The 12,079-nt window shown below is 71.1% G+C and carries 14 protein-coding genes; 6 read left to right on the top strand and 8 right to left on the bottom strand.

The window, feature by feature from the left end; genetic code table 11:
• Window positions 1–38: 38 nt before the first annotated feature.
• Together KME78_RS34670 and KME78_RS34675 are read right to left on the bottom strand one after the other, a co-directional pair.
• A complete protein-coding gene (locus tag KME78_RS34670; protein WP_219533636.1) occupies window positions 39–605 on the bottom strand; it encodes a DUF4190 domain-containing protein in 567 nt (188 codons plus the stop codon).
• An 89-nt stretch (window positions 606–694) separates the two neighbouring features.
• A complete protein-coding gene (locus KME78_RS34675; protein WP_219533637.1) occupies window positions 695–2,239 on the bottom strand; it encodes an MFS transporter in 1,545 nt (514 codons plus the stop codon).
• 62 nt (window positions 2,240–2,301) lie between these two features.
• On the opposite strand from KME78_RS34675, the gene KME78_RS34680 reads away from it, so the two are divergent.
• Window positions 2,302–2,667 carry a MerR family transcriptional regulator gene (locus KME78_RS34680; protein ID WP_219533638.1) on the top strand — a complete coding sequence of 122 codons (366 nt, stop codon included), beginning with the start codon at window positions 2,302–2,304 and terminating at the stop codon, window positions 2,665–2,667.
• Between the two features lie 52 nt (window positions 2,668–2,719).
• On the opposite strand, the gene KME78_RS34685 is transcribed toward KME78_RS34680, so the two are convergent.
• The 3 genes from KME78_RS34685 to KME78_RS34695 form a co-directional block, all read right to left on the bottom strand.
• Window positions 2,720–3,415, bottom strand: coding sequence for a Trp biosynthesis-associated membrane protein (locus KME78_RS34685; RefSeq protein WP_219533639.1), 696 nt, complete (start codon window positions 3,413–3,415; stop codon window positions 2,720–2,722).
• Window positions 3,416–3,540: 125 nt separating this feature from the next.
• Window positions 3,541–3,891 carry a phosphoribosyl-AMP cyclohydrolase gene (gene hisI, locus KME78_RS34690; protein ID WP_219533640.1) on the bottom strand — a complete coding sequence of 117 codons (351 nt, stop codon included), beginning with the start codon at window positions 3,889–3,891 and terminating at the stop codon, window positions 3,541–3,543.
• Between the two features lie 56 nt (window positions 3,892–3,947).
• Window positions 3,948–4,283 (bottom strand): STAS domain-containing protein, encoded by a 336-nt coding sequence (locus KME78_RS34695; protein ID WP_219533641.1) that lies wholly within the window; start codon window positions 4,281–4,283, stop codon window positions 3,948–3,950.
• A gap of 154 nt (window positions 4,284–4,437) precedes the next feature.
• On the opposite strand from KME78_RS34695, the gene KME78_RS34700 reads away from it, so the two are divergent.
• Window positions 4,438–5,244, top strand: coding sequence for an MEDS and STAS domain-containing protein (locus tag KME78_RS34700; protein ID WP_219533642.1), 807 nt, complete (start codon window positions 4,438–4,440; stop codon window positions 5,242–5,244).
• The gene (locus KME78_RS34705; protein ID WP_219533643.1) at window positions 5,237–5,641 is read left to right on the top strand and encodes an ATP-binding protein; all 405 of its coding nucleotides are present in this window, start codon (window positions 5,237–5,239) and stop codon (window positions 5,639–5,641) included. The genes KME78_RS34700 and KME78_RS34705 overlap by 8 nt, the downstream gene beginning before the upstream one ends.
• 2 nt (window positions 5,642–5,643) lie before the next feature.
• On the opposite strand, the gene KME78_RS34710 is transcribed toward KME78_RS34705, so the two are convergent.
• Both KME78_RS34710 and KME78_RS34715 read right to left on the bottom strand, forming a co-directional pair.
• Window positions 5,644–7,428, bottom strand: a complete 1,785-nt coding sequence (locus tag KME78_RS34710; protein ID WP_219533644.1) for an ABC transporter ATP-binding protein — start codon at window positions 7,426–7,428, stop codon at window positions 5,644–5,646.
• A complete protein-coding gene (locus tag KME78_RS34715) occupies window positions 7,425–9,206 on the bottom strand; it encodes an ABC transporter ATP-binding protein (protein ID WP_246652616.1) in 1,782 nt (593 codons plus the stop codon). The genes KME78_RS34710 and KME78_RS34715 overlap by 4 nt, the downstream gene beginning before the upstream one ends.
• Before the next feature lie 114 nt (window positions 9,207–9,320).
• Between KME78_RS34715 and KME78_RS34720 the strand changes: the two genes are divergently transcribed.
• The 3 genes from KME78_RS34720 to KME78_RS34730 all read left to right on the top strand — a co-directional run bounded on the left by KME78_RS34720 (window position 9,321) and on the right by KME78_RS34730 (window position 11,706).
• Entirely contained in the window at window positions 9,321–9,950 is a 630-nt protein-coding gene (locus KME78_RS34720; protein WP_219533646.1) for a TIGR03085 family metal-binding protein, read from the top strand.
• A gap of 171 nt (window positions 9,951–10,121) precedes the next feature.
• The gene (locus KME78_RS34725) at window positions 10,122–10,283 is read left to right on the top strand and encodes a hypothetical protein (protein ID WP_219533647.1); all 162 of its coding nucleotides are present in this window, start codon (window positions 10,122–10,124) and stop codon (window positions 10,281–10,283) included.
• Window positions 10,284–10,344: 61 nt separating this feature from the next.
• Window positions 10,345–11,706, top strand: coding sequence for a glutamine synthetase family protein (locus KME78_RS34730; protein WP_219533648.1), 1,362 nt, complete (start codon window positions 10,345–10,347; stop codon window positions 11,704–11,706).
• Here the strand turns inward: KME78_RS34730 and KME78_RS34735 are convergent.
• The coding region (locus KME78_RS34735; protein ID WP_246652571.1) for a HisA/HisF-related TIM barrel protein at window positions 11,703–12,079 on the bottom strand (377 nt) is incomplete at its 5' end. The two genes, KME78_RS34730 and KME78_RS34735, sit on opposite strands and share 4 nt — an antisense overlap.

The following is a 12,079-nucleotide window of genomic DNA, read 5'->3' on the forward strand; positions in this document are numbered from 1 at the left end:
TTGCGGACAATTTGTGACCGGACTGAAAGTCCTGCCGGTCAGTAGTTCCCGGCCGTGGCGGCGCTCGAGAGCCCCACCAAAGTGAGCCACAAGCCGCCGAAGAAGATCCAAAGGATCACCCAGAGCACGATCGTGATGTACGAGGTGATCAGGCCGCCCATGGCCATGCCCTGACCTTCCTCGCCGGTGCGCTTGATGCGGCTGAGCGCCATGTGGCCGACGACGGCGCCGGGGATGCTGGTCAGGCCGCAGAACAGCAGGCCGACGATGCCCAGGACGAGCGAGGTGATGGCCAGCCCGCTGGTGGACCGCTGCGGGACCCCGTACGCGCCGTAGCCGGGTTGCCCGTAGGCGCCCGGCGGCTGCTGACCATAGCCGTAGCCGGACTGCTGGCCGTAACCGTAATCACCGGATGGCTGCTGACCGTACCCGTAACCACCGGCGGGCTGCTGACCGTAACCGCTCTGCCAGCCGTCGGAGCCGCTGGGCGGCTGCTGGCCATAACCGCTCGGGGGCTGCTGGCCGTAGCCGGGCGGCTGGCCGTAGCCCCCGCCGGGCGGCTGCGCGCCGTAACCCCCGCTGTTGCCCTCGTCCCCGTAGCTCATGCCCGTGGCTCCTCGTCCCCTCTTGACCCGTTGCAGAGGAAGCTTATTGACAAAACGTCCGCCGGTCCGGCAACGGTTCAGACCGTGGATTATTTGTGATGAGCCCGCGACAGAGAGGGATCGGCCGAGGCCGGGACCGAGGCACTCGATCGTCCGCGCACCGCCGCCAGCACGCCGCCGAGAGCCGCCGCCGCGGTGGTGAGCAGGAACGCCGTACGGAAGTCGCCATGACCGGGCGACACCCCCAGGACGAGCGTCAGGACGGCCACGGTGACGGCACCGGAGAGATACTGCGACGTGGTCAGCAGCGCCCCCGCCGTGCTCTGATGGGCGGCCGGCACGTCATGGGTCCCGATGATGAACATGGACGTGTAGATGACCCCGTGCCCGAACCCGCTGAGCAGCAGCCCGGGAAGCAGATCGGCGGCGTACGAGTCCCCGTGCAGCGCCAGGGAGAGCCAGAGCAGACCCACGGTCGCGACGGCGAACCCGGCGACGAGCACGTTCGCCGCCCCGAACCTCCGCACCGCGCGCCCCGCCGTCGTGCTGCCGACGGTCACCATGACCGCCAGCGGCAGGAACGCCAACCCCGCTTGTACCGGCGCGTATCCCTTCATTTCCTGCAGAAGCAGGGTGAGCAGGTAGAACTCTGACCCGACGCTCGCCATGTAGAGCGCGGTCGCCGCCGCCCCGGCACGCAACGATCTCGTACGCCGCAGAACAGGCTCGATGAGGACGTTGGGCGAGACCCCCTCGTTCCGCACGAACCCGACGAACAGCACCACCGCGAGGCCGAGGCAGACGAGCGTCGCCGGCGACCCCCACCCGTGGGAGGAGCCGAGCGTCAGCCCGAGAACCAACGTGAGCACGGTGCCGGTGCCGAGCACCGAGGCGAGCACGGGAACGCGCCCAGCGCCCACGCCGGCCCCGTCCGCCGCGCCACCACCGTCCGCCGCGCTGCCGTCGGCCACCGCGCTGCCGTCGGCCACCGCGCGGCCGGGCGTGCCGTCGCCGCCGGTGGCGGGCCGAGCCGAGGCGATCCAGAGGGCCGCTCCCAGCGCGCACAGCAACGTGAGCGGGACGTTGATGACGAACGTGAGCCGCCACGACGCCGCCGTCAGCAGCCCGCCGAGTATCGCCCCCGCCGCCAGCCCCGAGGCGCCGACCGACCCCCAGACCGCCAGCGCCCTGGCCCGCGACGCCCCCGGCGGGAACGTCGTCCCGATCAGCCCGAGCACGGCCGGCTGCAGCAGCGCCGCCCCGAGCCCCTGCACCCCCCGCGCGGCCAGCAGCAGCGTCCCGTCACCAGCAGCCCCGCCCACCGCGCTGGCGACGCCGAACAGCACGATGGAGACGACGAAGAGCCGCTTGGCCCCCACCCGATCCGACAGGCGCCCGCCGACCACGAGGAACCCGGCGAAGAGCACGGCGTAGGCGCTCACGATCCACTGGGCGAGCGCCGGTTCGAGCCGCAGGTCGGCGGCGATGCTGGGCAGGGCGATATAGATGATCGAGTAGTCGAGGGCGATGAGGAACTGCGCCACCGACAGCACGGCCAGCGTGGCGGACGCGCGCCCGGCCGTCGCGACCGCCCCCGCGGCGGCAGGCGCCACGGTCAATTCCCGAGATGTCATGCGGCCATGATCGAACCTTCACACTAGTGTGAAGGAAAGCCGTGTCGGGAGGAGTCGTTCCGGTGAGGATCGGAGAGCTGGCCGAGCGTACGAACGTGCCTACCCGGCTGCTGCGCTACTACGAGGAGCAGGGGCTGCTCTCCCCCAACCGGGCGGCGAACGGCTACCGCGACTATCCGGAGGAGCTCGTCGACCGGGTGACGCAGATCCGCGGCCTGCTCGACTCCGGCGTTCCGACGAGGATCATCAAGCAGATCCTCCCGTGCCTCGACGATCCGTGCACGATCCACGTCACGGACGCCACGCCGGAGCTGATCGCGAGCCTCGAACAGCAGCGCGACCAGATGGACGCGCGCATCCGCTGCCTGGCCAGAAACCGCGACGCGATCAACGCCTACCTCGACGTGGTCCGCCGCGACACGCACTAGATCGTTCCACTCATCGCGACGCACGCCAGATCCAGGCGCCGCCGGGCTCGCGTCAGGTCGGGTCGTCGCCGCGGTCCAGGGCGTCCCACAGGGCGCGGTCGTCGGTGGGCGGGGGCGGCTCCCGGGTGTAGCGGGCGGACATGCCGGCCCATCCGCCACCTCGTACGACGGCCACGACGCCGCCCGCCACCATCAGCACCGCCCCGAGACCGCACACCACGGGCCACAACGCCACCGCGTCCCACTGGATCGCGCCGGTCACCCGCGTGACGTTCCGCTCACGCAGCCAGCTCAGCACGCCGCTGCCACCGGCCGCCTGCCACGCGCCGAGCCCGGCGCCCACTCCGCACAGGGCCAGCAGCACGCCGATCACCCGGCGCCCGATCCCCTTCGTGGCCAGCACGGCCACCACTCCGGCCAGCCCCGCCAGCGCCAGCGGCGTCAGCACCGGGCTGAGGTCACCGCCGGTCGGCGCGGCCACCACTCCCGTCCCGGCGCCCCGTACGTTCGTCACCCAGGCCCGCCCTGCGGCGACCAGCACCAGCACGCACCCGAGCGCCGTCCCCACCAGCCACCCGCCCAGCTCCCGCCGCCCCCGCCGAACAGCGGCGTCGGCCCCGGACCCGGCCTGCTCCCCGGACCCGGACGCGACATCGGCCGGGGAGGCGGCCGCCGCGCCGGGCACACGGCCCGGCCGTTCCACCGGCTCCGGACCACCTGACCCGGGCGCGGCATCCAGCCGGGACACGGACGCCGGACCACCCGACCCAGACGCGGCGTCCGGCTCAGGTCCGGTGCCCGATCGAGACGCGGTGCCCGACTCAGGTCCAGTGCCCGACTCAGGAGCGGTGTCCGGCTCTGGTCCGGTGTTCGTCATGGGGTGATCGTCACCTCGAGCGGGTCGGCGTCGAAGCACGTGTGGTCGCCCGTGTGACAGGCCGCCCCCACCTGATCCACCTTCAGCAGCACCGTGTCACCGTCGCAGTCGAGCGACACCGCCTTGACGTGCTGCACGTGTCCCGACGTATCCCCCTTAACCCAGTACGCCCCCCGGCTGCGCGACCAGTACGTGGCCCGCCCCGTGGTGAGCGTGCGATGCAGCGCCTCGTCGTCCATCCAGGCGAGCATCAGCACTTCGCCCGAGTCGTACTGCTGGACGATCGCGGGCACCAGCCCGTCGCCGTTGCGCTTGAGCCGCGCGGCGATCTTGGGGTCAAGGGACATGCCGTCATTCAACCAGCCGGAGCGGTCACTCCCCGAATCGGCTGACGGCCCAGCCGCTAGTCGAGTGCCTGCGACAACGTCTCATAGATCGGGAACAGCGGTGCGATGTTGGTCCGGCGCAGGCGTCGCATCACCTGTCCGTCCGTGGCCACCAGCGCCATGGTGCCGTCGCGGTCTCGCAAGGTGGCCAGCTGGCGCACCAGCACCCCCAGGCCCGTCGTGTCGATGAAGGTCACATTGCTCAAGTCGACGACCAGACGCGGTCCGTGGGTCGCGACCGCCTCGTCGAAGCATTTGCGGACCTTTGACACATTGTCCGCGTCCACCTCACCCGCGAGGCTCACAACCACGCGCTCGCCATGCCGGCGTCGCGTCATTTCCAGCACATCCACGCCCATGCTCCTCATGACTCCGCCATCAGCGGGCCCCCGCGTGAAAAGGTACACGGGGCCGCGACGAGTTACCGAGGGTTTTGTGAAGAACGCATTACGTGATGGCGCGAGTCGGAGTAGTTTCCTGTGCTACGCGCGGCAGGGAGGGACGATCGTGGTGGACGTCGCGGGTTCCGTCCTCGATCCCGACCTGGGAGATCACGTCTGTCTGCCGTTCCACGGGGATCGGGAGCGGATGGCGACGACCAGGGACTTCACGGTGAACGGGCTGCGTCGCCACACCAAAGTGGTGATCATCACCCACACCGACACACCGGAACGGACACGGGAGTGGCTGGCGCCGCTCGTACCGGGACTGGCGGCGGCGGAGGCGGCCGGTCAGGTCGAAATCAAAGCCTGCGAGCCCCAGGGGCTGCTGCATGAGCTGGTCGCGGCCGGCGAGCGGGCCCGCGAGCACGGGCATCACGGCGTCTACGCGCTGGTCGACGCCGCGTGGGGGGTGCACGACGCGGTGGGGCTGGAGGGGTTCGAGGCGGCGGCGAACGCGTTGTTCGGCGAGCGGTGGCTGGCGGCCGTGTGCCAGTACGATCGCGGGCTGTTCTCGGCAGAGGCCGCGAACCGGGCGGCGGCCATCCACCCGATCGCGCCCGGGCAGGCGCTGCTGCGGTTCGCCAACCTGTGCCCGCCGCCGGGGCTGCGGCTGTCGGGTGACGTCGACGTCACCAACAGGCAGGCGTTCGCCTCGGTGCTGGCGCAGTTGGAGGCGGTGGCGGCCGAGGTGGTCATCGACGCGACGGCGCTCGACTTCATCGACGCCGGGTCGGCCCAGTTGCTGGCGGTGACCGCGCTGGCCAGGACGGACCACCGCACGGTGGTGGTGTGCCGCGGCACGGTCGCGCGCGTGCTGCGGTTGATCAGGGCCGACGAGGTCGTCACCGTCCGCCGGGCCGGCGATGTATAGGCAGGTGCTCTGTACGGGATTCGCGCAAGGGCGGATCACGGCTCTGCGGAGGCTGGTCGCCGAGCACGCGGCCGAGGAGGGGCTGGCGGGCAAGCCGCTGGAGGACTTCGTGCTCGCGGTCAACGAGATCACCACGAACGCCGTGCTGCACGGCGGGGGCAGCGGGCTGCTGCGGCTGTGGCGGCACGACGACCGGCTGTGGTGCGAGGTGGCCGACAAGGGGCCCGGCCTGCCGCCGGGCTGGGTGGGCGCCTCGTGCACGCCGCCGGGGCACGAGTCGCGCGGGCGGGGGCTGTGGCTGACCCGCCTGCTCTGCGACGAGGTCACGCTCCTGTCCGGCCCTGGCGGCACCAGCGTACGATTCGCCGCCAGGGACGCCAGAGCCGGCCAGGAATGAGCCTACGAGTGCGCGGCCGACACCCAGGAGGCGTGCAGGTCGGCGTAGACGCCGGGCTCGGTCACCAGTTCGGCGTGCGACCCCCGTTGCACCAGCCGTCCCGTGTCGAAGACGAGCACCTCGTTCGCGTTCTCGGCCGTCGACAGCCGGTGCGCGATCGAGATGGCCGTCCGCCCGCGGGTGACGCCTTCCAGCGCCCGGGCCAGCCGTACCTCCGTCGCCGGGTCGACCGCCGAGGTGGCCTCGTCCAGCAGCAGCAGGTCGGGGTCGGCCAGGTAGGCGCGGGCGAGCGCGACGAGCTGGCGTTCGCCCGCAGAGAGCGACTCGCCGCGCTGGCCGACCGGGGTGTCGAGACCCGCGGGCAGGCCCTCCAGCCAGTCGGCCAGGCCGAGTTCGGTCATGGCCAGCAGGATCTCCTCGCGCGTGGCGGCGGGCCGGCCGTAGCGGATGTTCTGCTCCAGGGTGCCGTCGAACAGGAAGCCGTCCTGCGGCACCATCACGATGCGCTCGCGCAGTGAGGAGAAGCGCACGTCGCGCAGGTCGTGGCCGTCGACGGTGACGCGGCCCGAGACCGGGTCCATGAGCCGGGTGAGCAGTTTGGCGAACGTGGTCTTGCCGGAGCCGGTCTCGCCCACGATCGCGATGCGCGAGCGCGGCGGGATCGACAGCGTGACCTCGCGCAGCACGGGGACGCCGCCGGGGTAGTTGAAGTGCACGTCCTCGAAGGCGACGGAGATCGGGCCGCGCGGCAGTTCCACGCCGGACTCGCCGGGGTCGGCCACGTCCGGCGGCGTGTCGAGGACGCCGAGGATGCGCCGCCAGCCGGCGACCGCGTTCTGCGCCTCGTTCAGCACCTCGGTGGCCGTCTGCAGGGGCGAGACGAACAGCGTGACCAGGAACAGGAACGCCACCAGCCGCCCGGCCGTGATCTCGCCCGACAGCCCGAGCCGGACCCCGAGCAGGACGATCCCGGAGATGGCCACGGCGGCCACGATCTCGGTCAGCGGGAAGACGAACCCGACGATCGTCTGCGCCTTGGTCTGCGCGGCCCTGTTGGCGTCTACGGCCGTGTCGATGCGGTCGGCGGTGCGCCGCTCGGAGGCGTACGCCCTGATGACGGTGGCGCCGACGACGGACTCGCTGACGGCGGCGAGCATGTCGCCGGTCCGCTCGCGGACGGTGGTGTACGCGCGCGACAGCCAGCGCTGGAAGCGCGGCAGCGCGATCACCAGCGGGATGAAGCAGACCCAGACCAGCAGCGTGAGCTGCCAGGAGTAGACGAACATCAGCACGCTGGCCACCAGCACCTGGCCGAACGCCACGATGATCATCAGCCCGCCCCACTGCATGAACGTGCTGATCTGGTCGACGTCGTTGGTGACGCGCGAGACCAGGGCGCCGCGGCGCTCGGTGTTCTGGGTGAGCACGGACAGGTCGTGCACGTGACGGAAGCCGCGGACCCGCAGGGTGGCCAGTGAGGACTCGGTCGCCTTGTAGAGGCGAACGTTCATGACATATCCGGCGATGGCGGTCAGGATCACGGCGGCGGCGCACAGGGCGACGGCCCGCCAGATGTACGGCATGTCGGGGGCGCTGCCCTTGAGGCCGGTGTCGATGGTCTGCTGCACCGCGATCGGCACGATGATCTTGCCGACGGTGGCGATCACGGCCAGCGCCAGTGTCCCCGCCAGGCCCCTGCGGAACTCCGGCGTGAGCGAGAGCCCCTGACGGATGGTGGCCAGCGCGGATCGCTCGGCGTTGCCGCGGATCCCCTGCTCCACGCTCATGCGCTGACCTCTTCCTCGGTGATCGGTTCGATCTCGATGGCGGCCCGTTCGGCTTCCTCCCGCTCGTAGGCGGTCACCAGGTTCCGGTAGCCCTCGCAGCGCTCCAGCAGCTCCTCGTGGCCGCCCCGGTCCACGACCCGGCCCCGGTCCAGGTAGACGATCTCGTCGGCCAGCGCGATCGTGGCCATCCGGTAGGCGACGACCACGACGCTGGACGCCGCGTCGCGCAGGCCGTACAGGATCTTGGCCTCGACCTGCGGGTCGACGCTGGAGGTCGCGTCGTCGAGGATGAGCAGGCGCGGGCGGCGGACGATCGCGCGGGCCAGCGCGAGCCGCTGGCGCTGGCCGCCGGACAGTGACGTGCCGCGCTCGCCGACGCGCGTGTCGAGGCCCGAGCCGAGCCTGCCGACGAACGCGTCGGCCTGGGCCACGCGCAGCGCCGCCCACACCTCCTCGTCGTCGACGTCCAGGCCGAGCGCGATGTTGCCGCGCACGGTGTCGTCGAACAGGAACGTCTGCTGCGGCACCAGCGCGACCGACCCGGCCAGCGCGCCGTAGGCGAGCCGCCGCACGTCGACGCCGTCGAGCAGCACCTGTCCCGAAGCCGGGTCGACCAGCCGTACGAGCAGCTGGACCAGCGTCGACTTGCCGGACCCGGTCGGTCCCACCAGCGCGACGGTACGGCCGGCGGGCACGCCGAAGGTGACGTCGTGGAGCACCGCGTCCGTGCCATAGGCGTAGGAGACGCCCGACACCTCCAGCTCGGCGGGCCGGGCCTCACTCAGCTCGGCCTCGCCGTACTCCATCGACCCCTCGGCGTCCAGTACGGCCTGCACCCGCTCCCAGCCGACGACGCTGCGCGGCAGCTCGGCCAGCACCCAGCCGAGCGCCCGGATGGGGAAGGACAGCAGGGTGAACAGGTAGGCAACCTGCACCAGCTCACCCGAGTCGATCGACCCAGTGGACAGCCGGAGCGCGCCGACGCCGAGCACCGCGAGCACGCCGAGCGTGGGCAGCGCCTCCAGCATGGGGTCGAACAGCCCGCGTACCCGGCCGACCGCGATGTTGGCGTCCCGCAGCTCGTGCGCGCGCCGCCGGAAGCGCTCGGTCTCCGTCGCCTCCCTGCCGAGGGTCTTGACGACGAGCGCGCCGTCGAAGCTCTCGTGGGCGATCTCGCTGACCTCCGCGCGCAGTTGCTGGGCGCGGGTGGCCAGCGGGCTCAGCCGGCGCTGGTAGACCAGGTTCAGCACGGCGATCGCCGGGAAGATGAGGAAGCCCACCAGGGCGAGCATGGGATCGGTGAGCAGCATCCCGATCGCCGCGGTGAACAGCATGACGATCACGCCCACGGCCATGGGCAGCGGCGCCAGCGGCGCCCAGGCCGCCTCGGCGTCGGCGCTGGCGTTGGACAGCAGCTGCCCGGTCGGGTGCCGGTGGTGCCACGACAGCGGCAACTGCAGATACTGCCGGGTGACCCCGCGCCGCGACCGGGCCTGCATGCGGTACTGCATGACCCCGGCCAGGATGCGGCGGCCCGCCACGCCGATCGACTTGAGCAGCGCCGCGCCCATGATCAGCAGCGTCCCGGTCCACAGCGCGCCCGCGGTGGTGTCGCCCTTGTCGAAGGCGGGAAGCACGACGTTCTGCGTGGCCCAGCCGAGCGCCCAGGCGGAGGCCACGGTCATGCCTCCATACAGCGCGCTGGCCAGTACGGCCCCGGCGAACACCGTCTTCTCCGTGCGGACGGCCACCCCAAGGACGCGCAACCCTTGACGCATGACAGCCGAGGTGACCTTGCTCGCCACTCGTAAAGTTTCCTTTCCCCGTCTATTTCTACATATGTGACTATCACGGCTGATCATCACGTTATTCCCGCGGGTAGGGTTGGCGAGGTGACTCACGCTCGCAGCGAACGCGCCGCGCTATGCGACCTGCTCGACCAGCTCGGCCCAGACGCCCCGACGCTCTGCGAGGGCTGGAAGACCGCCGATCTGGCCGCCCACCTGGTCCTGCGCGAGCGCAGGCCCGACGCGGCGGGCGGCATCGCCCTCAAGCCACTGGCCGGCTACACGGCCTCGGTGCAGGAGGGGCTGAAGGCCAAGCACCCCTACCCCGAGCTGGTCGACCTGGTCCGCACACCGGGCGGCGTGTACGGCCTGCTCCCCTTCCTCGACGACGCCGTCAACACCCTGGAGTACTTCGTCCACCACGAGGACGTGCGCCGCGCGCAGCCGGAGTGGGAGCCACGCGAGCTGCCGGCCGACCTGGAGCAGATCATGTGGAAGCGGGTCGCCAGCGGCAGCCGGCTGATGCTGCGCCGATCACCCGTGGGCGTGGTGCTGCACCGCCTGGGCGGCGGCGTCACGCTGGGCGGAGCGCGCCAGGGCCCGAAGGTGGAGGTGACGGGCCGGGCGGGCGAGCTGGTGCTGTTCTGCTTCGGGCGCCAGGAGCACGCGAGGGTCGAGCTGACCGGCGATGCCGACGCCGTCGCCCGGCTCAAGGACGCCCGACTGGGTATGTGATCGGTACCCCAAGTTTCAGGGTTCGGTTAGGGGACCGGCCGGCACCTCTTCCTTTACCATGGCGTGAGAAACGAGCCCCCCGGTTAGGATCAAGGAACGTCTTCATAGAAGATGCCAAGGATCGCCCAGATCCGGGTATATACGGCTGGGAATGGACTGCAGGAGGCCCCCATGCAGGTCAAGAAGGTGATCACGTACGTTGCAGTGGCGTTCGTGATCTTCTACCTTTTCACCAAGCCGACCCAGGCCGCAGCCGCGGTCAACGGCGTGTTCGACGGGATCGTCCATGGCGCCAACCAGTTGGCCGTCTTCTTTACCAATGTGTTGACCTGACGTGTGGTTCTGTCTGCGTTAGACGCTTCCCCACGATGCCAGATCGTGTTACGCAGGCAGAATGAGAGATCGCCCGAGCGTCACCAAGATCAATCCGCCTGATCCCCACGTCCGGCGCATCCTCGAACGCGCCGAGATCGAGGGGATCGAGCTGATCCGCTTCCTGTACGCCGACCACGGAGGCGTCATCCGTGGCAAGGCGGCATCCCGGTCGCGACTCGCTGAGCGGCTCAACACCGGGATCGGGCACACGGTGGCCATGATGGCGATGAACATGCTCGACCAGTTGCAGGAAGTCGAGCACCTCGGTCCGGTGGGCGAGGTGCGCATCGTCCCCGACCCCTCCACCTTCGTTCCCCTCCCCCACGCTCCCGGCGCCGCGGCGATGCTGTCCGACCTACGCAACGCCGACGGCTCCCCCTGGGACGCCTGCGCCCGCACCTTCCTCAAGGACGCCATCGCGACGCTGGCGGACGAGGGCTACACGCTGCTGGCCGCCTTCGAGCCGGAGTTCACGCTTGGGCGCCGGCTGCCCGACCCGGCGGGCGGCTTCGACCGGCTGGTGCCTCTCGACGACGCTCTCTGCTACGCCGGCACCGGCTTCGACACCGCCCACGACTACACGATCAAGCTGATCCGCGCCCTGGAGACGCAGGGCCTGCGGGTCGAGCACTATCACCCCGAGCTGGGCCCGGGCCAGCAGGAGCTGTCCGTACGGCACGCGCCCGCGCTGCGCGCCGCCGACAACCACGTCCTCTACCGCGAGACCGTGCGCGGGGTGGCGATGCGCATGTCGATGTGGGCCTCGCTGGCCCCCAAACCGCTGGCCGACCAGGCGGGCAACGGCGCCCACCTGCACCTGTCGCTCTGGAACGACACCCAGAACGTGTTCGCCGAAGACGGCGAGCTGCTGGAGTGCTTCATCGGCGGGCTGATCGCGCACCTGCCCGCCCTGACCGCGCTGACCTGCGGCAGCGTCAACAGCTTCCGGCGGCTGGCCCCGCGCACCTGGGCCAGCGCGTACGCCGTCCACGGCCCCGACAACCGGGAGGCCGCGATCCGGATCTGCTCACCACTCGGCGAGAGCGGCGAGCCGAACCTGGAGCTGAAGCCCTCCGACTCCTCGGCCAACCCCTACCTGTCGCTCGGCGCGGTCATCCACGCCGGGCTCGACGGGATCCGCCGCAAGCTGGACCCGGGCGAGGCCGTCGACGTCGACCCCGACACGCGGCCCGGCCGCTACCGGCGCCTGCCCGCCTCACTGGACGAGGCCCTGGACGCCCTGGAGGCCGACGAACTGCTCATGGAGGCGCTCGGCCCGCTACGGCGCAGCGCCTACCTGGCCGTCAAGCGGTCCGAGGCCGCCGCGTTCGCGGCCCAGGACGCCTCCTATGAGCTGTTCCACCACATGCGGGTGTTCTAGCGGACCGGATACCCGGCCATCCGCAGCGTGTCCTTGACCTCGGAGATCTTCAGCGTCCCGAAGTGGAACACGCTCGCCGCCAGCACCGCGTCGGCGCCGGCCGCGACCGCCGGAGGGAAGTCCTCCAGCCGCCCGGCGCCGCCGCTGGCGATCACCGGCACCCGGACCGCGGCCCTGACCGCGTGCAGCATCTCGAGGTCGTAGCCGTCGAGCGTGCCGTCGCCGTCCATCGAGTTGAGCAGGATCTCACCGACGCCGAGCTCCTCACCGCGCGCGGCCCACTCGACCGCGTCGATGCCGGTGCCGCGCCGGCCGCCGTGCGTGGTCACCTCGAAGCCGCTCGCGGTGCCCGGCGCCCGGCGGGCGTCGACCG

The organism is Nonomuraea guangzhouensis (assembly GCF_019396345.1).
Taxonomy (GTDB): domain Bacteria; phylum Actinomycetota; class Actinomycetes; order Streptosporangiales; family Streptosporangiaceae; genus Nonomuraea; species Nonomuraea guangzhouensis.

Bases quoted from the DNA above. Each gene is read 5' to 3' on its own strand.
- KME78_RS34670 (WP_219533636.1), bottom strand. From the start codon at position 605: ATGAGCTACGGGGACGAGGGCAACAGCGGGGGTTACGGCGCGCAGCCG.
- KME78_RS34675 (WP_219533637.1), bottom strand. From the start codon at position 2,239: ATGACATCTCGGGAATTGACCGTGGCGCCTGCCGCCGCGGGGGCGGTC.
- hisI (WP_219533640.1), bottom strand. From the start codon at position 3,891: ATGTCCCTTGACCCCAAGATCGCCGCGCGGCTCAAGCGCAACGGCGAC.
- KME78_RS34705 (WP_219533643.1), top strand. From the start codon at position 5,237: ATGTATAGGCAGGTGCTCTGTACGGGATTCGCGCAAGGGCGGATCACG.
- KME78_RS34710 (WP_219533644.1), bottom strand. From the start codon at position 7,428: ATGAGCGTGGAGCAGGGGATCCGCGGCAACGCCGAGCGATCCGCGCTG.
- KME78_RS34715 (WP_246652616.1), bottom strand. From the start codon at position 9,206: ATGCGTCAAGGGTTGCGCGTCCTTGGGGTGGCCGTCCGCACGGAGAAG.
- KME78_RS34725 (WP_219533647.1), top strand. From the start codon at position 10,122: ATGCAGGTCAAGAAGGTGATCACGTACGTTGCAGTGGCGTTCGTGATC.
- KME78_RS34730 (WP_219533648.1), top strand. From the start codon at position 10,345: ATGAGAGATCGCCCGAGCGTCACCAAGATCAATCCGCCTGATCCCCAC.